The sequence below is a fragment of the Microbacterium sp. KUDC0406 genome, from assembly GCF_021582875.1.
Classification (GTDB): Bacteria; Actinomycetota; Actinomycetes; order Actinomycetales; family Microbacteriaceae; genus Microbacterium.
Genome location: NZ_CP091138.1, coordinates 3,341,448 through 3,361,643, shown reverse-complemented (window position 1 = coordinate 3,361,643; position 20,196 = coordinate 3,341,448). Strand labels below are relative to the sequence as shown.

Annotated in this window: 21 protein-coding genes and 1 pseudogene; 9 read left to right on the top strand and 13 right to left on the bottom strand. The window is 68.7% G+C overall.

From position 1 onward, the window contains the following. The first annotated feature begins 130 nt into the window (after window positions 1-130). From L2X99_RS16540 to L2X99_RS18045, 4 genes and pseudogenes are all read left to right on the top strand, one after another. Window positions 131-946 (top strand): carbohydrate ABC transporter permease, encoded by an 816-nt coding sequence (locus tag L2X99_RS16540; protein ID WP_236125798.1) that lies wholly within the window; start codon window positions 131-133, stop codon window positions 944-946. Then, the gene (locus L2X99_RS16535; RefSeq protein WP_236125799.1) at window positions 943-1,830 is read left to right on the top strand and encodes a carbohydrate ABC transporter permease; all 888 of its coding nucleotides are present in this window, start codon (window positions 943-945) and stop codon (window positions 1,828-1,830) included. The genes L2X99_RS16540 and L2X99_RS16535 overlap by 4 nt, the downstream gene beginning before the upstream one ends. Window positions 1,831-1,851: 21 nt before the next feature. Then, window positions 1,852-2,157 (top strand): annotated as a pseudogene (locus L2X99_RS18445) (FAD-binding oxidoreductase); the annotation flags it as partial. Continuing rightward, window positions 2,096-3,241 (top strand): FAD-binding oxidoreductase, encoded by a 1,146-nt coding sequence (locus L2X99_RS18045; RefSeq protein WP_268928532.1) that lies wholly within the window; start codon window positions 2,096-2,098, stop codon window positions 3,239-3,241. The pseudogene L2X99_RS18445 and the gene L2X99_RS18045, both read left to right, overlap by 62 nt. A gap of 93 nt (window positions 3,242-3,334) precedes the next feature. On the opposite strand, the gene L2X99_RS16520 is transcribed toward L2X99_RS18045, so the two are convergent. The 5 genes from L2X99_RS16520 to L2X99_RS16500 form a co-directional block, all read right to left on the bottom strand. Next, entirely contained in the window at window positions 3,335-5,149 is a 1,815-nt protein-coding gene (locus L2X99_RS16520; RefSeq protein WP_236135416.1) for a carbohydrate-binding domain-containing protein, read from the bottom strand. Between the two features lie 17 nt (window positions 5,150-5,166). Continuing rightward, a complete protein-coding gene (locus L2X99_RS16515) occupies window positions 5,167-5,946 on the bottom strand; it encodes a VTC domain-containing protein (protein WP_236135415.1) in 780 nt (259 codons plus the stop codon). Beyond that, window positions 5,943-6,524, bottom strand: coding sequence for a DUF4956 domain-containing protein (locus tag L2X99_RS16510; RefSeq protein ID WP_236125801.1), 582 nt, complete (start codon window positions 6,522-6,524; stop codon window positions 5,943-5,945). Before L2X99_RS16510 ends, L2X99_RS16515 begins: the two co-directional genes overlap by 4 nt. A 133-nt stretch (window positions 6,525-6,657) precedes the next feature. Continuing rightward, entirely contained in the window at window positions 6,658-7,671 is a 1,014-nt protein-coding gene (locus L2X99_RS16505) for an aldo/keto reductase family protein (protein WP_236125802.1), read from the bottom strand. Between the two features lie 48 nt (window positions 7,672-7,719). Next, window positions 7,720-8,874: a DUF4407 domain-containing protein gene (locus L2X99_RS16500; protein ID WP_236135414.1), complete on the bottom strand. Its 1,155-nt coding sequence runs from the start codon at window positions 8,872-8,874 to the stop codon at window positions 7,720-7,722. A gap of 671 nt (window positions 8,875-9,545) precedes the next feature. Here L2X99_RS16500 and L2X99_RS16495 point away from each other — a divergent pair. After that, window positions 9,546-10,025: a SixA phosphatase family protein gene (locus L2X99_RS16495; RefSeq protein ID WP_236125804.1), complete on the top strand. Its 480-nt coding sequence runs from the start codon at window positions 9,546-9,548 to the stop codon at window positions 10,023-10,025. 5 nt (window positions 10,026-10,030) lie between these two features. Here L2X99_RS16495 and L2X99_RS16490 read toward each other — a convergent pair whose 3' ends face one another. Beyond that, the gene (locus L2X99_RS16490; protein ID WP_236135413.1) at window positions 10,031-10,588 is read right to left on the bottom strand and encodes a TetR/AcrR family transcriptional regulator; all 558 of its coding nucleotides are present in this window, start codon (window positions 10,586-10,588) and stop codon (window positions 10,031-10,033) included. A 65-nt stretch (window positions 10,589-10,653) separates the two neighbouring features. On the opposite strand from L2X99_RS16490, the gene L2X99_RS16485 reads away from it, so the two are divergent. Next, a complete protein-coding gene (locus L2X99_RS16485; RefSeq protein ID WP_236125806.1) occupies window positions 10,654-11,268 on the top strand; it encodes an NAD(P)H-dependent oxidoreductase in 615 nt (204 codons plus the stop codon). 9 nt (window positions 11,269-11,277) lie between these two features. Here L2X99_RS16485 and yczR read toward each other — a convergent pair whose 3' ends face one another. Next, a complete protein-coding gene (gene yczR, locus L2X99_RS16480; RefSeq protein WP_236135412.1) occupies window positions 11,278-12,693 on the bottom strand; it encodes an aminotransferase-like domain-containing protein in 1,416 nt (471 codons plus the stop codon). 122 nt (window positions 12,694-12,815) lie between these two features. Here yczR and L2X99_RS16475 point away from each other — a divergent pair, with 122 nt between their 5' ends. From L2X99_RS16475 to L2X99_RS16465, 3 genes are read left to right on the top strand one after another with little or no spacing between them, the layout of a single operon-like run. Continuing rightward, entirely contained in the window at window positions 12,816-13,118 is a 303-nt protein-coding gene (locus tag L2X99_RS16475) for a hypothetical protein (protein WP_236135411.1), read from the top strand. Window positions 13,119-13,161: 43 nt separating this feature from the next. Further along, a complete protein-coding gene (locus L2X99_RS16470; protein ID WP_236125809.1) occupies window positions 13,162-13,779 on the top strand; it encodes a hypothetical protein in 618 nt (205 codons plus the stop codon). An 8-nt stretch (window positions 13,780-13,787) separates the two neighbouring features. Beyond that, window positions 13,788-14,021 (top strand): hypothetical protein, encoded by a 234-nt coding sequence (locus L2X99_RS16465; RefSeq protein WP_236125810.1) that lies wholly within the window; start codon window positions 13,788-13,790, stop codon window positions 14,019-14,021. Window positions 14,022-14,074: 53 nt separating this feature from the next. On the opposite strand, the gene L2X99_RS16460 is transcribed toward L2X99_RS16465, so the two are convergent. Genes L2X99_RS16460 through L2X99_RS16435 form a run of 6 tightly spaced genes read right to left on the bottom strand, consistent with a single transcriptional unit; the run spans window position 14,075 to window position 20,196 of the window. Beyond that, the gene (locus L2X99_RS16460; protein WP_236135410.1) at window positions 14,075-14,938 is read right to left on the bottom strand and encodes an inositol monophosphatase family protein; all 864 of its coding nucleotides are present in this window, start codon (window positions 14,936-14,938) and stop codon (window positions 14,075-14,077) included. Then, entirely contained in the window at window positions 14,935-15,723 is a 789-nt protein-coding gene (locus L2X99_RS16455; RefSeq protein WP_236135409.1) for an HAD family hydrolase, read from the bottom strand. Before L2X99_RS16455 ends, L2X99_RS16460 begins: the two co-directional genes overlap by 4 nt. Before the next feature lie 11 nt (window positions 15,724-15,734). Continuing rightward, complete coding sequence (locus L2X99_RS16450; RefSeq protein WP_236125813.1) at window positions 15,735-16,592, bottom strand: inositol monophosphatase family protein; 858 nt, start codon at window positions 16,590-16,592, stop codon at window positions 15,735-15,737. Between the two features lie 45 nt (window positions 16,593-16,637). Beyond that, the gene (locus tag L2X99_RS16445) at window positions 16,638-17,834 is read right to left on the bottom strand and encodes an ABC transporter substrate-binding protein (RefSeq protein WP_236125814.1); all 1,197 of its coding nucleotides are present in this window, start codon (window positions 17,832-17,834) and stop codon (window positions 16,638-16,640) included. Window positions 17,835-17,878: 44 nt separating this feature from the next. Continuing rightward, complete coding sequence (locus L2X99_RS16440) at window positions 17,879-19,063, bottom strand: ABC transporter substrate-binding protein (RefSeq protein ID WP_236135408.1); 1,185 nt, start codon at window positions 19,061-19,063, stop codon at window positions 17,879-17,881. Further along, a complete protein-coding gene (locus L2X99_RS16435) occupies window positions 19,063-20,196 on the bottom strand; it encodes an ABC transporter ATP-binding protein (RefSeq protein ID WP_236135939.1) in 1,134 nt (377 codons plus the stop codon). Before L2X99_RS16435 ends, L2X99_RS16440 begins: the two co-directional genes overlap by 1 nt.

Sequence of the window (20,196 nt, the reverse complement as noted above, 5' to 3'; positions counted from 1 at the left end):
TCGAGAGGGCTCCGTCGGCACCGCCGGCGGGGCCTCCCGGCGCCGCCGGCCGGCATCCGGCCGCCGCCGCCCGTTCCGGGCCAAGCACGCGCTGACCCTGCTGGCGTTCCTGGCGCCCGCGATCGTGTTCGTGTGCTGGTTCACCTACTTCCCGATGCTGCAGGGCGCCCGGATGGCGTTCCACGACTGGAACCTCTGGGACCTCACCTCGACCCCTTTCGTCGGGTTCGACAACTTCGTCACGGTCTTCCGGGACCCGGTGTTCCCCACTGTCGCCTGGAACTCGGTGCTCTGGGTGGTCGGCTCGCTGGTCCCCCAGCTGGTGATCGGGTTCCTGATCGCCCTCGCTCTGCGGAAGAGATTCCGCTTCCGTGGGCTGTACCAGGCGCTGGTGTTCTTCCCGTGGGCCGTCTCCGGGTTCCTGATCGGAATGCTGTTCCGCTGGATGTTCAACGCCGAGTTCGGCGTGATCAACGACCTGCTCATGAAGGCCGGGCTCATCTCGCAGCCCCTGCCCTGGCTGTCCGACCCCAAGCTCGCGATGACCGCCGTGATCGTCGCGAACATCTGGTACGGCGTGACGTTCTTCGCGATCATGATCCTCGCGGCCCTGCAGTCGGTGCCCGATGAGGTGCTGGAGGCCGCGAGCATCGACGGCGCGGGCAAGGCCCGCCAGCTGTTCTCGATCGTCATCCCGTACATCTCGATGACCCTGCTGCTGACCGTGCTGCTGCGGGTGATCTGGATCTTCAACTTCCCCGACATCATCTGGGCGATGACCGGCGGAGGCCCCGCCAACAAGACCGACATCGTCACGACCTGGATGATCGACTTCACCCAGCAGGGCAACTACGGCATCGCGAGCGCCATCGGCCTGATCGTCGTGGCGTTCCTGCTCGTGTTCTGCGGGTTCTACCTGCTGGCGATGAGAAGGATGCAGCGATGAGCGCGACCATGGCCGTCACGACGACGGGTGTTCCGGAGCGCGCGACCCGCGGCCCGAGGAAGGTCACCGTCGGCGGCATCCTGCGGTTCGCAGGGTTGGCGATCTGGCTGATCATCACCCTGTTCCCGCTGTACTGGATCGCGCTGACCTCGTTCAAGTCGCCGTCCACGATCAACCGGTTCCCGATCGAGTACTGGCCCAGCGATCCGTCGCTGCAGAACTACACGAGTCTCTTCGAGAAGAGCACGTTCGGCGTCTTCCTGATGAACTCGACGATCGTGGCGCTGACCGCCGGTGCGGTGGCGACGCTGATCGCGCTGCTCAGCGCCTACGTGCTGGCACGATTCGAGTTCCGCGGCAAGGGCACGGTGCTCGTGGCCTTCCTGCTGACGCAGATGATCCCGGCGTTCATCGCGCTCGGACCGCTGTACTCGATGATGACCGATCTGGGTCTGGTCGACACCCGGCCCGGCCTGGTGCTGGTGTACATCGCGGTGTGCATCCCGTTCTCCACGGTCATGCTGCGCGGATTCTTCGAGAACGTGCCGAACGCGCTCGAAGAGGCCGCGATGATCGACGGGTGCTCCCGGCTCGGCGCCCTGTTCCGCGTGCTCGTCCCGGTGATGACGCCCGGCATCATCGCCGCGTTCATCTTCAACTTCGTGAACTGCTGGAACGAGCTGTTCCTGTCGGTGGTGCTGATCAACTCCGATGAGAAGCGCACCGTGCCCTCGGCGCTGAACGGCTTCATCTCCACGTTCAACATCGACTGGGGTTCGATGTCGGCGGCTGCGGTGCTGACGATCCTGCCGACGATGGTGATGTTCGCACTCGCGAGCCGCTGGATCGTGCAGGGGCTCACCGCCGGCGCGGTGAAGGAATAGCACGCGGGATACGCTCAGAGGATGGAAACCGACCGCCGCGAGCGCGTGCTCGCCGCTCTGACCGCCGATCTGCCCGAGGGCGTGCTCGTCACGAACAGGGACTCGCTCGACGCGTACCGCTGGGACCGTGCGAACGACCCGGATGCCGGCGTGCCGCTCGCCGTCGTACGCGCGACCAGCACGGAGGACGTGCAGGCGACCATGCGGATCGCCGCCCGTGAAGGCATCGCGGTGATCCCGCGCGGCGCGGGCTCAGGACTCTCCGGTGGCAGTTCCGCACAGGACGACGCGATCGTCGTCTCACTGGACCGGATGCGGCGGATCACGATCGATCCGCTCGTGCAGATGGCCACCGTGCAGCCGGGCGCATTCAACGTGGAGGTCAAGGCCGTCGGCATCCGAGCACGGCCTCTGGTACCCGCCGGACCCGTCGTCACAGGAGTTCTGCTCGATCGGCGGCAACGTCGCCACGAACGCCGGCGGCCTGTGCTGTGTGAAGTACGGCGTGACCACCGACTACGTGCTCGGCCTCACGGTCGTGCTGGCCGACGGCAAGGCCGTGAAGCTCGGCGGCCCGCGGCTCAAGGACGTCGCCGGCCTGTCGCTGACCAAGCTGTTCGTCGGCAGCGAGGGCACTCTCGGCATCATCACCGAGATCGTGCTGCGGCTGGTGCCGGCGCAGCGCACGCCCACCACGCTGGTGGCGATGTTCCCGACGCTGTCCGGCGCGATCCAGGCGGTGCTCGACATCAAGGGTGCGATGCGCCCGTCGATGCTGGAGTTCATGGACCAGGTCGCGATCAACGCGGTCGAGGACATGACCCGGATGGAGCTGGACCGCAGCGCGGCGGCGATGCTGATCGTGCAGTCCGACGAGCCCGAGGCGCTGGCCGAGGAGCAGATCGCCGCCGTCGAGGTGATCTGCGGCGCGAACGGCGCGACCGAGTGCTACGCCACGAACGATCCCGATGAGAGCGAGGCGCTCATCGAGGCGCGTCGTCAGGCGATCCCCGCGGTCGAGAAGCGCGGCGCGCTGCTGCTGGAGGATGTCGGCGTGCCGCTCCCCCGCCTCGGTGACCTGGTGCTCGGCGTCGCGGAGATCGCCGCACGGCACCGCACCGAGATCTCGATCGTCGCGCATGCGGGCGACGGCAACACGCATCCGCTGCTCGTACTCGACCCGTCGGACCCGGGCCAGAAGGAGCGCGCGGACATCGCGTACGGCGAGGTCATGGATCTGGCGATCGCTCTGGGCGGAACGATCACCGGCGAGCACGGCGTGGGCCGGCTGAAGCAGCCGTGGCTCGGCGACTATCTCGGCGAGGACGTGCTCGACCTCAACCTGCGCATCAAGAAGGCGCTGGACCCGCAGAACATCCTCAACCCCGGTGCCGTGTTCGGCGTGCTCTGAACGGGGCCCCCTCGAAACTGCAAGCCCGCGCCGAGACGTGGTGGCAACGCCACCCTCTCGGCGCGGTGCTGCATTCTCTTGTGCCAGCACGGCTCAGGGCTCCGAGGTCCCCCCATCCGGCGGGGTGCCGTCCTGACCGGGGCCACCCTCCGGCGGCCTGCCGCCCTCCGGCGGGGTGCCGTCCTGACCACCCTGCGGCCGCGTCCCTCCGCCCCCACCGGGGCCGCCCATGGACTGACCGCCCTCACCGGCGGTCGCGGTCGTCGCGGTGCCATCCACGACCACGTCGTAGCTCTCCCCGCTGGTGACCTGGTCGCTGGAGTAGACCACCGACCCGAAATCCTTCGTCGCGGCGAAGGTCGCCAGCACGGCGTCGCCCGAGACGATCTCCACCTCGTCGCCGGCGGCCCCGCTCGCCGACGCGAACACCCAGCCCTGCGCGGACTCCGTGGTCGGCGCGACCGCCATTCCCGCACTCCCGACCGCGAGCAGCGTGCCACCCGAGATGTCGAACGTGCCGTTCACATCGAGCGCGCCGTTGCCGTCGTTCGTCGGCCCCCACACGGTCAGCTCGCCGCCGGACATCGTGGCGGAGCCGTTCGAGTCGAAGCCGTCGCCTCCTGCATCCACCGTGATCGTGCCCCCGGTGATCGTGAGCATCGAGTCGTCGGCCTGCATGCTCTCGCCGGTGCCGGCCGAGGCGTTGATCCCGTCGTCGGATGCCGCGACGTCGACGGTTCCTCCGGCGATCGTGATGTCCTTGCTCTCCAGCCCCTCGTACGACTCCGAGACGGTCGTCGTGCCGCCGTCGATGAGCAGCGCGGAGTCGGCGTGCACGCCGTCGTCACCGGTGGCCAGCGTCAGCGTGCCGTCCGAGATGTGCACCGCGCCGTCGGAGTGCACGCCGTCGTCGGCGGCATCCACCGCGACCGTGCCACCCGCCACGACGGTGTACACCCCGGCCTTGAGCCCCTTCGCCGACGCGTCGTCGGCGAGTTCGGCCGAGGATCCGCCGCCGGCGCGCAGCGTCAGATCGCCGCCGGTGACGACCGTGTCGGTCGTCGCCTGCGCCGCGTCGCCCTCGCTGTCGACCGTGACCTCGCCGCCGGAGATCCAGATGTAGCCGCGCGTCTCATCATCGTCCTGATCGCTCTTCAGCCCGTCACCGCCGGCGGTGACGTCGAGCGTGCCGCCCTCGACGGTGAGCGAATCCTTGCCGCGCAGCCCGTCGTCAGCGGCGACCACCGTGATCTTGCCGTCGGTGATCTTCAGGTCGTCCTTGCTGGTGATGCCGTCGTTCCCGTTGCCGGCGACGCTCAGCGCCCCCTCGCCGCTGATGGTCAGGTCGGCGTCGCTGTACAGCGCCGCGTTCGCCTCGGCGTCATCGGCGTACGACGACGCGTCCGACAGCGTGTTCTCACTGCCGTCCGCCAGCACGATCGCGACGTCGTCGGCGCTGAGGATACTGAGGGCCGAGCCGTCAGCGTTCGTGATCTCTGCTCCGTCCAGGATGAGCGCGACGACGGCGTCGTCCGGAGCCTGCACGACCACCGACCCGGCAAGCTCCCCGCCGATGCGGTAGGTCCCACCGGCGGTGATCGTCACGGTCGAGCCGTCGGTCTCCGCCCCCTCACCGTCGACCGTCGCCGAGTCGCCCGTCAGTGCGATCGTGGTCTCGGCCGTGCCGTCCGCCTCATCGGGGGTGACGGTGGTGGTGTCCTCGTTCTCGGCGAGCACCTGCTCGGCCGTGAGCGTCGCGTCGACGCCGACCGCGGAGGCCCCGGTGTCCTCGGTCTGCGGCATCGCCGTGCAGCCGGCGAGCACGACGGCCGTCAGCACGAACGGCGCCGCGCTCAGCAGCATCCGCTTCCTCGTCGCGAGCTTCTTCGTGGTGGTCTTCTTGCGCATGGTGTCCTCCTCTGCGCTCAGGCGGCGACAGCCGCAGTCTGGAATCGGCGGCGCAGCACGCGCGCCCACTTGTTCGACGGCAGGTCGGGGCGCAGTGCCGCCAGTCCCGTGCCGTACTTGCTGATCGCCTCCGGACGGACGCCGTGCGCCCACAGCAGCCGGTCGACGACGCCGGTGCGCTGACCGGACTTGGTCTCGACGATGACGAGATCCGGCAACTCGAGAACGGTGCCGTCGGCGAGTTCCCAGACCAGGTCGGTGTCGATCGTCGTGCGCCCGCCGTTCCCGGGAGCCAGCAGGGTCGTGCGGCGGTACCGGGTGGCCAGCGTCGGCTGCAGCCGCAACGCCTGCGGATCGTCGATTCCGAGCCCGGCAAGGCCGGCGGACGCGTACTCGAGCCCGTCGTCGGTGAGAATCTCGCGTTCGTCGAAGTCGTACACGATGCGCTCCTTGACCGTGGTGCTGCGCGCCCCTCGGGTCTTCAGCTCGAGGAAGGCGTCCTTCGAGTCCAGGTAGCTGCGAGTGCGCAGCTTGAAGCGCCGCCGACGGCCGAGTGCAGCCATCCGGTAGCTCAGCAGCCCTGGCGTGTCGAAGTAGTACGACTCGTACTCGAACGCGCGACTGTCGTCCATCGTGAGCACACGCGTGTCGCAGGGAAGGTCGGCGAGCGCCCGGCGTGCGTCTGCGGCGCTCATCGCGTACTTGCGGTCGACGCGGGTGAGCATTGCCGCCGCAGCGACCAGTTCGTCGAGGGTGATCGGGTCGAGCTGCGCGATCCGTTGCCGCGCGCCGGTCATCGCGTCATCTCCGGCATCCGGGTGCGGGCTTGCGCCACCACGTCGGCCTGGAACCGCACATCCACCTGGGTGGTGTCGTTGACCAGGTCGAGGTGCTGCACGGTGACCTGCGTCACGCGCCCGCCGAGCAGGCCCTCGAGGTGCTGGCGCAGTTCGTTCTCATCGGTGATGGCGCGGTCGATGTTCATCGTGATGTGCCGTGAGCGGCGCATCATCCCCGGATGATCGGCGATATACATGGTGATGACGATCAGCGCCATCAGGGCGAGCGCGATCGGCGAGACGCTGGTGCTCAGTCCGGCGATCAGGCCCAGGGCGAGGGAGGCGAAGTAGTACGCGACCTCGCGCTGCGAGATCTCCGAGGAGCGCAGCCGGATGATCGACAGCACGCCGAACAGACCGAGCCCGAGGCCCAGCGCGACCGAGGCGTTCACCAGGATGACCGATACCGCCAGCACGCCGATGTTCACACCGAGGAACGCGACGATCAGGTCGCGGCGGTGCCGGCGAAAGTAGATGCCGAAGGCGAGAAGAGCGATCGCGACGATGTCTGCGGCGATCATGACGAGCGTGGGCATGAGCTGCTCCTGAGGTCGGATTCGTGGTCTGAATCCATTCCGTCCGGCCAGCCTGTGCGAACCCTATGATCCACCTTCGACGCGATGAAAGTCTGTCGTCTCCCCGCGATGCCGTCGCGGGGAGACGGATGCCTCAGACCAGGCGCTCCTTCGGCGAAACCGTGTAGGTGTCGTCCGGGTCGTCGTTCACGACGCCCGCCAGGGCGGTGTCGATGGCGGCGAGAGTGTCGGCATCCAGCGTCACGCCGCTCGCCTTCACCGTGTCGGCGAGCTGTTCCGGGCGCGAAGCGCCCACGAGTGCGGCGGCGATGTTCTGGTTCTGCAGCACCCACGCGATCGCGAGCTGCGGCATCGTCAGGCCGGCCTGCTCGGCGATCGGCTTCAGCTTCTGCACGGCGGTGAGGATGTCGTCCTGCAGGAAGCGCTGGATGAAGTGCGCTCCAGAGTGCTCGTCGGTCGCGCGCGATCCCTCCGGAACCGGCTGACCGGGCAGGTACTTGCCGCTCAGCACGCCCTGCGCCATCGGCGACCAGACGATCTGCGAGATGCCCAGCTCTTCGGATGCCGGAACGACCTTGCCCTCGATCACGCGGTGCAGCATCGAGTACTGCGGCTGGTTCGAGATCAGCTGCACGCCGAGCTCACGGGCGAGCGCATGCCCCTCGCGGAGCTGCTCGGCGGTCCACTCCGAGACCCCGATGTACAGCGCCTTGCCCTGACGGACGACGTCGGCGAAGGCCTGCATGGTCTCCTCGAGCGGCGTCTCGTAGTCGTAGCGGTGCGCCTGGTACAGGTCGACGTACTCGACGCCGAGACGGCGCAGCGATCCCTCGATCGAGTCGCGGATGTGCTTGCGGCTGAGGCCGGTGTCGTTGGGCCCCTTCGGGCCGGTCGGGAAGTACACCTTCGTGAAGATCTCGAGGCTCTCGCGGCGCTGCCCGTCGAGAGCCTTGCCGAGCACGACCTCTGCAGCCGTGTTGGCGTAGGTGTCAGCGGTGTCGAAGGTGGTGATGCCGGCATCCAGCGCGGCGTGCACGGTAGCGATCGCGGCGTCGTCGCCGACCTGCGACGCGTGGGTCACCCAGTTGCCGAGAGTGATCTCCGAGACCTTGAATCCGCTGTTGCCGAGATAGCGATAGTTGACCATGCATCAACGCTAGTGCCGCTCGGAGTGCACGGGCCCGCCGGCACCCGGTCAGACCGGGGCGCCCTCGCGGAGGTCGGCGCGGGTGAGCGGCACGGTCGGCGCGTCGCCCGTGTCAGAAGGCGGGGATGCCGGTGCCGGTGGCTCGGCCGGCGGGAGCGAACCCGTCGCCACGATCGCGGCGCGATCGCGGTAGCCCTCCGCCGCGACGCGATCCTCCTCGACCTGCTTGCGGATCGCCGCGGTCTTCTCGTACAGCGACGGATCACCGAAGCTGGTCAGCACCTTCACGAGGACCGGCAGCAGCTCGATCATGAAGAACAGCGCGGCGATCAGCCAGTGCGCCCAGAAGATCGTCGGCTCCTTCTCGCCGAGGCGGTTCAGACCGCTGATCTGGCTGAGCAGACCGATCGCGCCGGCATTGCCCTGCGCCACCGAGTCGGCGCGCGCGTTGTACGCGGCGAGCGCGGTCTCGTAGGTCTGCTTCGCGGCGGGCAGCTCGGCCCTCGCCTGCTTGCGGTTGGCCGACTCCGACGCCGACAGCTCGCCCTTCGCCGCCGTGCCGGCGCTCTCCAACTCGGCGTTCGCGGTGCGCAGCTGGGCCGCCAGCGCGTCGTAGGTCTGCTGCGCCTCGGTCAGCTGGGCCTTCGCGGCTTCCGAGCTGGTGCCCTGTCCGTGCACGCCGGTGCAACCCGGCACGGTGCCCGCTCCCTCGCCGGTCAGCTCGCACTGGTACAGCGCTCGCGCGCCGTCGATGGTCTTCTGCTGGTCCGCCATCTTCTTGGTCAGGTCGTCGACCGTTCCCTGCGCGGCGGACTCGGATGCCGAGGAGCTGGAGGTGCCGGCGACGATGCCCGTCGCGGCCTGGTTCTCGAGGTCGGAGACGCGCTTGGTGGCGGCATCCAAGGCCTTCTTCTCCGGCCCCTTCTCGAGAGCGTCCTGATCGGACTGCGCCTGCGTGATGTTGGTCGATGCGACCTCGCGGGCGATGTCGTTGTGGAACACCTGCAGCACGACCGGCTCGGCGACGACGAAGCCGATAAGCGCGGCCATCAGCACACGCGGGATGGCGAGCCCGATGAGCTTCCAGACGTTGCGGGTGGCCGTCATCGTCGAGGTGAGGAAGCGATCGAGGTTGAAGATGATCGCCGCCCAGACGATCGCCAGCGGCACGGCCAGCCAGGCGACGACCTGCACGCCGGTCATCAGCGCGAAGAGCATCGACAGCGCGGAGACGACCGTCGGTGCCGAGCAGCACGAAGAACATCTGCACGAAGCGGGGCGTCTCGCCGGGCACCCGGTCGAGGATCTCACCGTCGGCACCGCCGAGGATGGCGAGCGTGCGCAGGCGCGATCCGGGAGTGCGCTCGCGCTTCACCTTAGGACCCCGAGCCTGTCGAAGGGCGCGCTTCGGCTTCGGAGCGGATGCCACCGGCGCAGGCTCATGCGCGGACTCGGATGCCACGGCCTGCGGCTCGTCCACGACCTGGGTCCGGGCCGGCTCGTCGAGGAACGGGAAGTCGTCGAGATCGTACGACTCGGTCCTCTGCTCGTCGTGCACGACCGGATTCGGGCGGGTGGTCGTCTCGACCACGTCGTTGAGCGCGGTCGCGTCGATACCGGCGTCGGCGTCGGAACCGGCCGGCCGGTACTCGCGGGTGAAGTATTCGGGGACGTCGGCAGCAGCGGGGTTCTCGCCGTTCGGGTCGTCGACGTCGAACTCGATGCGGCCCTGGGAATCCATCCGTCCAGGGCGGTGAGCAGAGTAGGACATCCTTCCACGGTAGGGAAGAGCGCCTGTGGAGCGGCCCGACGAACCCTGCGAACGCTCCCAGGTTCGGGATGCGTCGCGGCTCGTCGGATGCCACGCTGGAAGCATGAAGACCCTGCTGCTGGCACGCCACGCGAAGTCGGACTGGGACGATCCGGGCCTCGCCGATCATGATCGCCCGCTGAACGGGCGTGGCCGCGGCGACGCCCCGGCGATGGCCCGTCGCCTGGTCGATGAAGGCGTCGCGGTCGACCGAATCGTGTCCAGCACCGCGCTGCGCGCACGCCGCACGGCGGAGGAGTACGCGGCCGCGTTCGGCCGCGTACTCGTCGAGGAACCGCGGCTGTACGCGGCATCCGCCCGGTCGATCCTGCGGATCGCCGCCGAACTGCCGGACGAGTGCACGGTCGGGATGCTGGTGGGCCACAACCCCGGGATGAGCGACGCCGTCGGCGAGCTGACCGGCCAGCTCGCCGAGCTGCCGACCTGCGCGGTCGCGGAGTGCACGGTCGACGTCGACTCGTGGGCGGAACTGATCGAGGGCTCAGGGCGTCTGCTCGGAGTGCGCACTCCCGGGGACATCTGACCCGTTCAGCATCCGCCGGATCGCGGATTCGCAGGATGCCAGTGCGGTCTCGAGCGGGAAGTGCCCCGCAGCGGCGAGAGTGCCGAGTCCGTGCACGAGTCCCCACGCCGCCGTGGTGTCGTCCTCCGCCAGGCCCACGCCGACCACGGCACCGCCGAGCAGCGACTCGAGCTCGGCGATGAGCGGCGCCATGGTCTCGGTCGGAGATCCGGGATGCACACCGCCGGGTCGTAGACGACATCGAAGGCGTTCGGGCGCTCGACGGCGAAGCGGATGTACGCCTGTCCGCCGGCGATGAGCGCGGTGACGGGGTCAGGGGCGCTCTCGAGCGCTGAACGCACCTCGCCCACGAGGTCGGCCATGCTGCGCTCGGCGAGTGTCTTCAGCAGCCCGCGGCGGTCGGCGAAGTGGTGGTAGGGCGCGTTGTGGCTCACGTCGGCCGCGCGCGCGACCTCTCGCAGGCTGATCTCCTGCGCCGGCCTGTCGGCGAGCAGCTGCATCGCCGCCGTCTCGAGCGCGTGCGCGAGATCGCCGTGGTGATACCCGGAACGAGAACTTGACACGAGCAACATTGTTCCTTATCTCGACAGTGTCCACCTAATCGACACTGTCAAGATTGGAACCTCCGATGTCCACTGCACTCGTCCTCGACGGTCACCCCGACGCCCATTCGCTGACCGCCGAGCTCGCCCGCCGCTACGCTGCCGCGCACGGCGACGCGAGCCTCCTCGCACTGCGCGACCTCGACTTCGACCCGCATCTGCGGCTCGGCTATCGAGAGCGGATGCCGCTCGAGCCCGACCTGGCCGACGCGAAGACGGCACTGCACGAGGCGACGAACGTCGTGGTCGTCACTCCGCTGTGGTGGGGATCGGTGCCCGCCGTGCTGAAGGGGTTCTTCGACCGCGCCCTGCTCCCCCAGCAGGAGTACCGCTACACGCCCGCCGGGCTCCCGGTCGGCATGGTGGGCGCTGACCGGGGCCGGCTGCTGCTGCTCGCCGACACCCCCTGGTTCTTCGCACCGATCACCGGACTGCCCGCGCAGACCCAGGTCGCCAGGAACACGATGAAGCTGTGCGGCATCCGCTCGGTGCGCACGCATCGGATGCTGGGGATCAAGACCGCGTCCGCCGCGAAGATCGAGGGGTGGCTGGAGCGCGCCGCACGCCTCGGCGCCCTCGACGGCGTGCGGGACGGGCAGGGAGCGGACGCGCCTTCCCCGCGCGTCGCCGTCGGCGCCTGAGCCGACGGCTCAGAGCGTGGCGCGGTACTCCGCCCAGGCGGCGCCGAGGCGACGGATGCCCTCGGTGAGCACCTCGTCGGGCGCGGTGAACGGGATCCTGATGTGGTCGTCCGGCGACGGGGATGCCGCGAACTCGCCGCTGCCGGCGACCGAGACGCCGTGCACGGCGGCGACCCGGGCGAGGGCGTCCGCCGAGCCGGCCGGCATCCTGGCCCACAGCGAGAGTCCGCCGCGCGGCGGCGTGAAGGTCCAGTCGGGCAGGTGCTCGGACATCAGCTCGAGGAGCAGCGCAAGACGGGTCTGGTGAGTGCGGGCGACCTCGCGGCGCAGATCGTTCGCGTGCGAGATCAGATCGATCGCGAGCAGCTGCGCGGGCACGCTGGTGGACTGGTCGGCCAGCTGACGGGCGCCGCGCAGGCGCCGCACGAGCACGGGATCGGCGCGCAGCCAGCCGATCCGCAGCCCCGCCCAGACCCATTTCGACACCGACTCGACGACGATCACCGGGGCATCCGGCCGTTCGGCGGCGAGCGGCGGAGGCACGACGCCGTCGAAGGCGATCCCCGCGACCACCCGGTCCTCGATCACCGGCACGCCGTACTCGGCGGCGAGCTCGGCCACCCGCCGGCGCGCGGCCGACGGCAGCCGCGTGCCGGTCGGATTCTGATGATGCGGGTTGAGTGCCACCAGCGCCGGCCGCATCCGCGCCATCGCCACTTCGAGGGCGACCACGTCGAGTCCGCCCTCCCCCATCGGGATGCCGTGCACCACTCCTCCGCGCAGGCGGACCGTGTCGGTGACCCCCGGCCAGGTGACCTCCTCGGCGAGCACGACGTCGCCCGGCTCGATGAGCGCGTGGATCACCAGGCTGATCGCCTGCTGCGCACCGTGCGTGACGAGGATCTGCTCGGGGGTGGTCGGCGCCCCCTCCGCCGCGTACAGATCGGCGATCAGCTCACGCAGCATCGGGAGCCCGGCCGGATCCGTCTCAGGAAGCAGCGCGAGCGCGAGGTCCGGCTGGTGCTCGCGGATGAGCCGCACGCCGAGCTCGGGGATCTGCGGCACCGTGCGCAACAGGTCGATCGAGTTCGGCAGCGCCGAGAACAGCGCCTCGCCTCGCGCCGCACGGCCGGGCTGTGAGACCGCTGTCCCCGCGATGCGGGTGCCGCTGCCCTGACGACGTTCGACCGTCCCACGCTCGGCGAGATCCGCATAGGCGGTGACGACGGTGCCGCGCGACACCGCGATCGCCGCGGCGAGCGCGCGCTCCGCCGGAAGCCGGTCCCCGGACCTCAACTCACCGGTGTCGACCAGGGCGCGGATGCGTGCGGACAGCTGCGCAGACAGAGTGCCGTCACCCTGCGACCAGCGTCCCAGTCGTGCCGCGAGCGCCGCGGAATCGACAGCGGCCGTTCGCTGGTCCACCAGCCGAGGATTGGCCCTGTCCACACTGCTCATAGCGTCACATTCTGGTCCAATGGAGACACGACGACACCACCCTCGGACCACTTTCCGGTCGGTTCACGCCGAATTGGACCATCTCCGACGTGCTCGATCACTACGCCGTGCACGACGCCCTTCCCACCGGACTCGGTCCAGAGCTTCTCCGCCGCATCGACGAGGCTCTCACCCCGGGCGTCCAATGGCACCATCAGGCGCGCGCCGAGGCGCTCATCCGGTCGCTGGTGATGCAGGTGCACGCGCAGCCCGCCAAGGGCGGCATCCGCATCGGCCGGCTCCTGGACGTCCCCCGGGCCGCACGCGCATCCTGGCATCCGCACTCAGCTGTGCGCACCGGACAGGCGGATGACCGGGCCGGATCAGGGGCGCGGCTGTCACCGACACGATGACCGGGCGAACGCGTCCCGGGCCTCGGGTCCCTATGATCGACGCATGATCGGCGCACCGGCCCCGCGCGGCCCATCGGCCCCGCACGCTCCTGGCCGGCGGTGGCCCGCCGTCCTGCTTGCCGCGCTCGTCGCGACCGGTGCGACCGGCGCGTTCAGCGGATGCGCCGCCACTCCCTCGGACGCGCAGCAGGCGAGGCTCGCCGCACGCGCACACGGGGAGGCCGCCGACTTCGCACGGGATCTCTACCGCGGTCCGACGGACACGATCGACGACTACGCCCGCTGGGCCGATGAGAGGCGGGCGCAGCATCCGTCCGTCGAGCTCATCGGCTACGAGGCCTACCCCGGATCGGTGCACGGCGAGCCGTTCGGCGCACTGAGAGTGCGCGTGACGGTGACGCCGCAGTACGACGATCCGTACGCGGCCTGCTTCGAGTCGGAGTTCGACTACTGGGGCGTGGCCACCGAGGAGTTCGGGGGTGGGATGACGATGACGCGGTCGCCCACCCGGTCGACTGCCCAGCCGACGCGCAGCCCGTGGAGCCGCCGGTCGACACCCGGCCGGTGCAGGTCGTTCCGGACGGCACCGAGGCCGTCGTCGTCGATGTGCTCGGCACGGCGGTATCGGACGCCTCGCCGGAAAGGATCGTCGCAGCGGTGAAGTCACGGATGCCGAAGCCGACCGGCGAGCGCGAGATCGCGTTCGAGCCTTCCGTCATCGTCCAGGATCAGCAGATCGGCTTCGCGATGGGCGACGTCGACGACTGCCTTCTCGTCGCACGTCGCGCGAGCGGTGCGGTCGAGGTGCTGAACGTGCCGCGCGTGCTGCTGCAGCCCGGCGAGCTGGGCTGTCTGCCCGACACCGCGCTGCGGCCGGCAGATCAGCTGCGCTCACCGCATTGAGCGGCGCCTGATCCGAGCTGGCCGTTCGGCTGCGATCAGCTCCTGACACCCCCTCAGGGCGACGACGTGGCGGCGGCCGAGCGAGCGTTTCCCCGGGCGGCGATGTCCCGGGCGATCGACATCAGCGTGGGGTACGACCCGCCGCCTGCGATCGCGACGTACCCACGGTGCTCATAGGAGTGCGCCGGCCGCTCGCTCTGCCCGGCTGCGAGCGGGATGTACATTCCGCCCGCCTGGTTCACGATCAGCTCCGCGGCGCTGACGTCCCACGGGTTCACGTTGAAGCCGGCTGCCGCATCCGCCCATCCCGCAGCGACGTGCGAGAGCGTCAGCGCGGCGCTCCCGGGCCGGCGTACCGCCCGGAAGGCCAGGACCAACTCGGCGAAGTCGGTGAGAGCGGCTCCGCCGTGCGCGACGAGCTGCCGCGCGTTCGGATACCCGGTGATGAGAGTCGCCTCGGCCTCGCTCGCGCGTCCGACCGAGCGCAGGGGCTCGCCGTTCAGCCATGCACCCTCCAGATCGGCGGAGAACATGTCGTCAGCCATCGGATCGAGGATCGCCGCGCCGATGACGCGCCCATCCACGGCCGCCGCCACCGACACGCACCAGAAGGCGATCCCGTCGATGAAGTTGCTCGTGCCGTCGATCGGATCGATGAACCAGGACACCCGCCCCTCACCCACAGCGCCCCCTTCCTCGCCGAGGATCTGCGAGTCCGGCTCGTGCTCGAGGATGTAGGCCGAGATCACGCGCTCAGCATGCCTGTCGTGTTCCGTGACGACGTCGCGGGCGTCCTTCTTGTGGTCGACAGTCATTGTGCCGCGGAAGGCTGCCCGCAGCTGATCGCGCACCGAGAGGGCGGCACCTTCGGCGACGTTGCGCAGGTGGCGGGACTCCGCCAGCAGTCGCTCGCTCATGCGGCACGCTCGATCGAGGCGACCAGCAGGTCGCGGAGCCCCCACGGATCGGCCACGATCGCGTCCGCCTCCACCGGCAGGTCGTAAGGCAGGTCGTACGTGCTCTTCGCCTCCATCAGGATGTTGCCGCCGACGCCCGCCCGCACGCCGCAGAGCACATCACGATCGAAGTTGTCGCCGACGTACCAGCAGCGCGCCGCCGTCTCGCCGATCGCCTTGGCGCCCAGATGGATCATCTCAGGATTCGGCTTGCGCACGCGCACCTCGTCACTGTAGATCTGCTCGGCGAAGCGCGAGGTCAGGTCATTGCGGATGAGATAGTCGCGGTGCACCTGCCCCATGAGCGTGTTGCTGACGATGACGACCGGGATCGACGCCGCATCCGCCGCATCCAGCACCTCGATGAACCCGGGACGGGTCTGCCGCGCCTGCTTGAGCTCGCCCATGACGCGGCACAACTCGCGGGCGTTGTCCCGCACGTACTCGCGGGCGGCGGTCGGCCAGTCTCCGGCGACGAACCCCTCCCAGAACTCCCGGTAGGTGAGTTCGGCCGGCGCGAACGGCCGCGACATGGCATCCTTCCAGCGCGAATCAGCCTTTCCACCGGCGCGGATGTCGCGTTCGATGTCATCGAGCGTCAACGCGCGCGCGGCAGCGCCGGCCGCCTCGAGTGCGTCGTGCACGTGCCGGGCGAGCACCGCCTGCCATCCCTCGCGGTTCGTGGTCTCGACGATGACGCCGCCGAAGTCGACGAGCAGCCCGTGGGGCATGATGAGATTGGTCATTCGTGTTCTCCTCAGGAGTGGTCAGGACGGGGCGGCGGGTCGCCGGCGTCGTACCGCGCCGACCAGGTGGTCATCACGGAGCTCAGGGTCGGGTAGTCGGCGTCGTCGCCGACGGCGAAGTAATCGGGTGCGATGTGGAACGGCTCGCGGGCCTCGCCTCCAGCGAGCCCTTGGATGCGTCCGCCAGCCTGCTGCAGGATGAAGCCTCCTGCAGCGATGTCCCACGAATTGGTGTAGAAACCCATCGTGGCATCGGCCCAGCCGGCCGCCACATGGGCGAGGTTCAGGGCGCCGCTGCCAAGGTTGCGGACCGCCTGGAAGGAGTCCACCAGGCGGGACTGCGCCTCGTAGGCCCCCCTGCCGAACAGCCAGGTGTCCTTCGGATTGGGGAAGCTCGAGATCAGGGTCGCATCGATCTCTTCCGCCGCGGCCGCCGAGGTCAACGGCGCGTCACCCAACCGTGCGCCGGTCAGATCCGCGCTGAACACGTCGCCCGTCATCGGGTTGAACACCACGCCGGCCACGACCTGCTCGTCGACCACCGCGGCGATCGACACGCACCAGTACGCCAGACCGCGGGCGAAGTTGGAGGTCCCGTCGATCGGATCGATGTGCCACTGCACGCGCCCCGTTCCCCTGGTGCCTCCTTCCTCGCCCACGATCATGGCGTCGGCGCCGGCGCCGAGCAGAACCTCGGTGATGCTCTGCTCGGCCGCCCGGTCGTGCACGGTCACGATGTCATGCGCGTCACGTTTGAAATCCCGCTGCATCGGCGCCCGGAAGGCGGTGCGCAGCTGGTCGCCGACGCCGAGTGCGGCACGGATAGCCGTCTCGCGCAGCAACTGGGATTCGTGGAGTGCTTCAGTCATGACATCGTGATCTTCCGTTCGGATCGGATGAGGCGGCGAGCCGCGTCAGGAGTGGTTGTTGGTGGTCCAGAAATCGGTCCAGTCGGGCAGGTTGTCGAAATCGCTGTCGAGAGTGTCCTTCGACGGCAGGAACACCTCGTCCCATACCTCGGCGATGCCCGACGGCTCGTCCGCTGCCGGCGGCACGTCCTTGTTCGCCGAGAACTTGCCGTCCTCCACCTGCGGTGCGATGCCCTCTGCGGTGAGCATGTAGTGCAGGAACAGCTTCGCGGCGTTCGGGTTCTTGGTGCCGTTCGAGATCAGCCCGACCTTCGTGTACCCGATGCCGGAGTACGGGGCGAGGTGCTCGCAGAGGCCGAGTTTGTAGCCGCTGTCCTCGTTGTCGCGGAACTTGGCGGTGCTGAGCAGACCCATGAAGCCCTCGGTCTGTCCGGGAGCGCCCGCGGCCTCAGCGGAGTCGTCGCCGCTCTTCACCAGCAGGGGCTTGTTCTTCGCGAGGCGCATGAGCCACTCCGCGGCGGCGCTGTCCTGCTCCGAAGAGTAGTCCTTGCCGAAGTAGTCCTCGTAGGAGTCCTTCATCTCGTCGTCGTGGTCGACCGCCATCTCGTTGACCCAGTACAGGATCTGCGCCTTCAGCGTCGGGTCCTCCATGACGACGTGGCCGGTCCAGTCATCGTCCGTCAGAGCCCAGATGTTGTCGATCGGGCATCCGTCCGGATAGAGCTCGGTGTTGTACCCCCAGACCAGCACGTCGCTGGTGACCACCTGCGGATCCACCATGTCGTCGTCGAACTTGTCGGCGAGGTCCGGCGGCGTCCATGACGAGCTGATGCCGCGCTCGATCAGCTCGCGCTGCGCGGTCGGGGCGTCGCTGAGGATGAAGGCGTCGGTCTTGACGTTCTTGGCGTCGTGCTCCCGGATCGCCACCTCCGCCGCGTCCCCGGACTTCATCTTGACGCCGGTCGCCTCGATTCCGTACTTCTTCGTGAAGGCCTCGGCAATATCGACGATCTTTCCCGTGCTGTCCGACACGACGATGGGCCCCTCCTTCTTCGCCGCCTCGACGAGCTTGTCGAGCGAGTAGCCTTCGTCGCTGATGCCGAGTTCGACCTTCTTCACATCCGCTTCCTTCGGTGCCGCCGACCCGGAGGACGGCGCGCAGGCCATCAGGCCCACGGCGCACACGGACAGCGAGGCCAAAGCGATCGCCGCTCGCATCGGATACTTCTTGTTGAACGTCATCGTTCTCTTTCCTTCGTCTGGGCCGGGTCTTCCCGGCGCTGCCGTCACTTGCTGAGGTTCAGTCGCCAGAAGTCCTGCCAGTCCTGGACTCTGTTGAAGTCGTCCTGCGCACTCTCCGAGTTGAAGACGAGGATGTCCTCCCACACGTCGGCGAGTCCGCTGGGCTCGTCCGCAGGGATCTCGATCTCGGAGTTGGTGGAGATCTTGCCGTCGGCCACCTGCGGAGCGATGCCCTCCTCGGTGTAGACGTAGTGGATGAACAGCTTGGCGGCGTTCGGGCTCGCTGTGCCGTTCGCGAGGAGCGCGACCTTCGTGTACGCCCGGCCCACCCAGGGTGCCAGCCCGGCGCAGGTGCCGAGCTTGTAGCCGCTGTCCGCGTTGTCGCGGAACTTCGCAGTGCTGATGAACGCCATGAACGGGTTCTTCTGCCCGGGGGCACCGGCGGAGGTTGCGGCGTCGTCATCGGAGTTCGTCAGCACGGGAGCGTTCTGCGCGAGGCGCTTGACCCACTCCGCCGTCGCGCTGTCCTCGTCGGTCTTCAGTGGTTCCCCGTACTCGTCCTGGTACGCCTGCGCGACCAGGTCGTCGCCGTAGGTCTCCATCTGGTTGAACCAGTACGGGTAGTCGCTCTTCAGCAGCGGATCCTGGAAGCTGGTCCTCCCGCGCCATTCGTCCTCGGTGAGCTGCCAGATGTTGTCCACCGGGCAGGTGTCGCCGTAGACCTCGGTGTTGTACGCCCAGACGTTGGTCTCCTGCGTGACGATCGCGGGATCCTGGAACTTCTCGTCCACGACATCCGCCATGTCCGGCGGGAACCAGGACTGCACGTAGCCTCGCGGAACCAGATCCGACACCGCGGTGGGCACGTCCGGCATCAGGATGACATCGTTCTTCACGTTCCCGGCGCTGCCCTCGCGGATCACGACCTCGGCCTGCTCACCGGCCTTCATCTTCACGCCGGTGGCCTTGACGCCGTACTTCTCCGAGAAGGCCTTCGCCATGTCGACGATCTTGCCCGTGGTGTCCAGCACCACGATCGGGCCCTCCTTCTTCGCCGCTTCGATGAGCTTGTCGAGGCTGTAGTCGGCATCCGGGATGCCGATCTCGGGACTGCTCGCCTCGCTGTCCTCTGGCTTCGGTGCCGATGAGGGCGCACAGCTGGCCAGCGCCAGCGAGAACACGACCGCTCCTGCGGCGGCGGCGAGCAGAGAACGACGCGATCTGCTCATCAGAGTCCCTCCCCGGTACCGACCAGGGCGAGATCGACGGGCAGCCGCGCACCGTCGACGTCGAAGAGGTTGAGATCGGACGGGTCCACCCAGAGGTAGCTCTCGTCGCCGACGGACGAGGTCGGCGAGAGGCTGGTCACCGAGAACATCTTGCGACCGGCGACGTCGAGCTCGACGATCCAGCTGCCGCCGGTGGGCAGAATACCGGTGATCACCGCGCGGGCCTTGAAGGTACCGTCCGGAACGTGGTCCACCGCGGGCGCGACCTGCACTGCCTCGGGACGGATGCCGACGGACCCGAGCCCGTGCAACTCGCCCCAGCGCTGCGTGATGTACTGCATGCTCCACAGCGCGAGTCCGCCATTGTCCTCTCGTGCCAGCTCGATGATGTTGATCGGCGGGTTGCCGACGAACTCGGCGACGAACCGGTTGGCCGGCTGCGCGTAGATCTCATCCGGCGTGCCGATCTGCTGCAGTTCTCCCTCGCTCATGACCGCGATCTTGGTGGCGAGCGTCATCGCCTCCCACTGATCATGCGTGACGAAGACGATCGTGGTGTTGAACTCCTCGTGAATGCGCTTCAGCTCGGCGCGCATCTCCAGCCGCAGCCGGGCGTCGAGGTTCGACAGCGGCTCGTCCAGCAGCAGCACGTCCGGATTGACGGCGAGCATACGGGCCAGCGCCACGCGCTGCTGCTGTCCGCCGGAGAGTTCGGCTGGGTAGCGCTTGCGGTACTTCGCGATGCCCAGCTTGTCCATGACGTCCGCGGTGCGACGCTCGCGCTCGGGCTTGGGCACCCGACGCAGGCGCAGACCGAAGTCGACGTTGTTCTCGATCGTGAGGTGCGGCCACAGTGCATAGCTCTGGAACACGAGGCCCAGCTCGCGCTTCTCCGGCGGCACGTAGATCGATTCCGGCACCGAGTCGACGACGCGGTCTCCGATGCGGATCCGTCCGCCCGTCGGGTGCTCGAGGCCGCTGATCATCCGCAGCGTGGTGGTCTTGCCGCAACCGGAGGGGCCGAGAAGGCACATGAACTCGCCGTCTCCGATCTCCAGATCGAGTCCGACCACGGCATTCGGTCCGTTGCCGCCGTAGTTCTTCTGCACGCCTTCAAGAGTGATGTTCGGCAT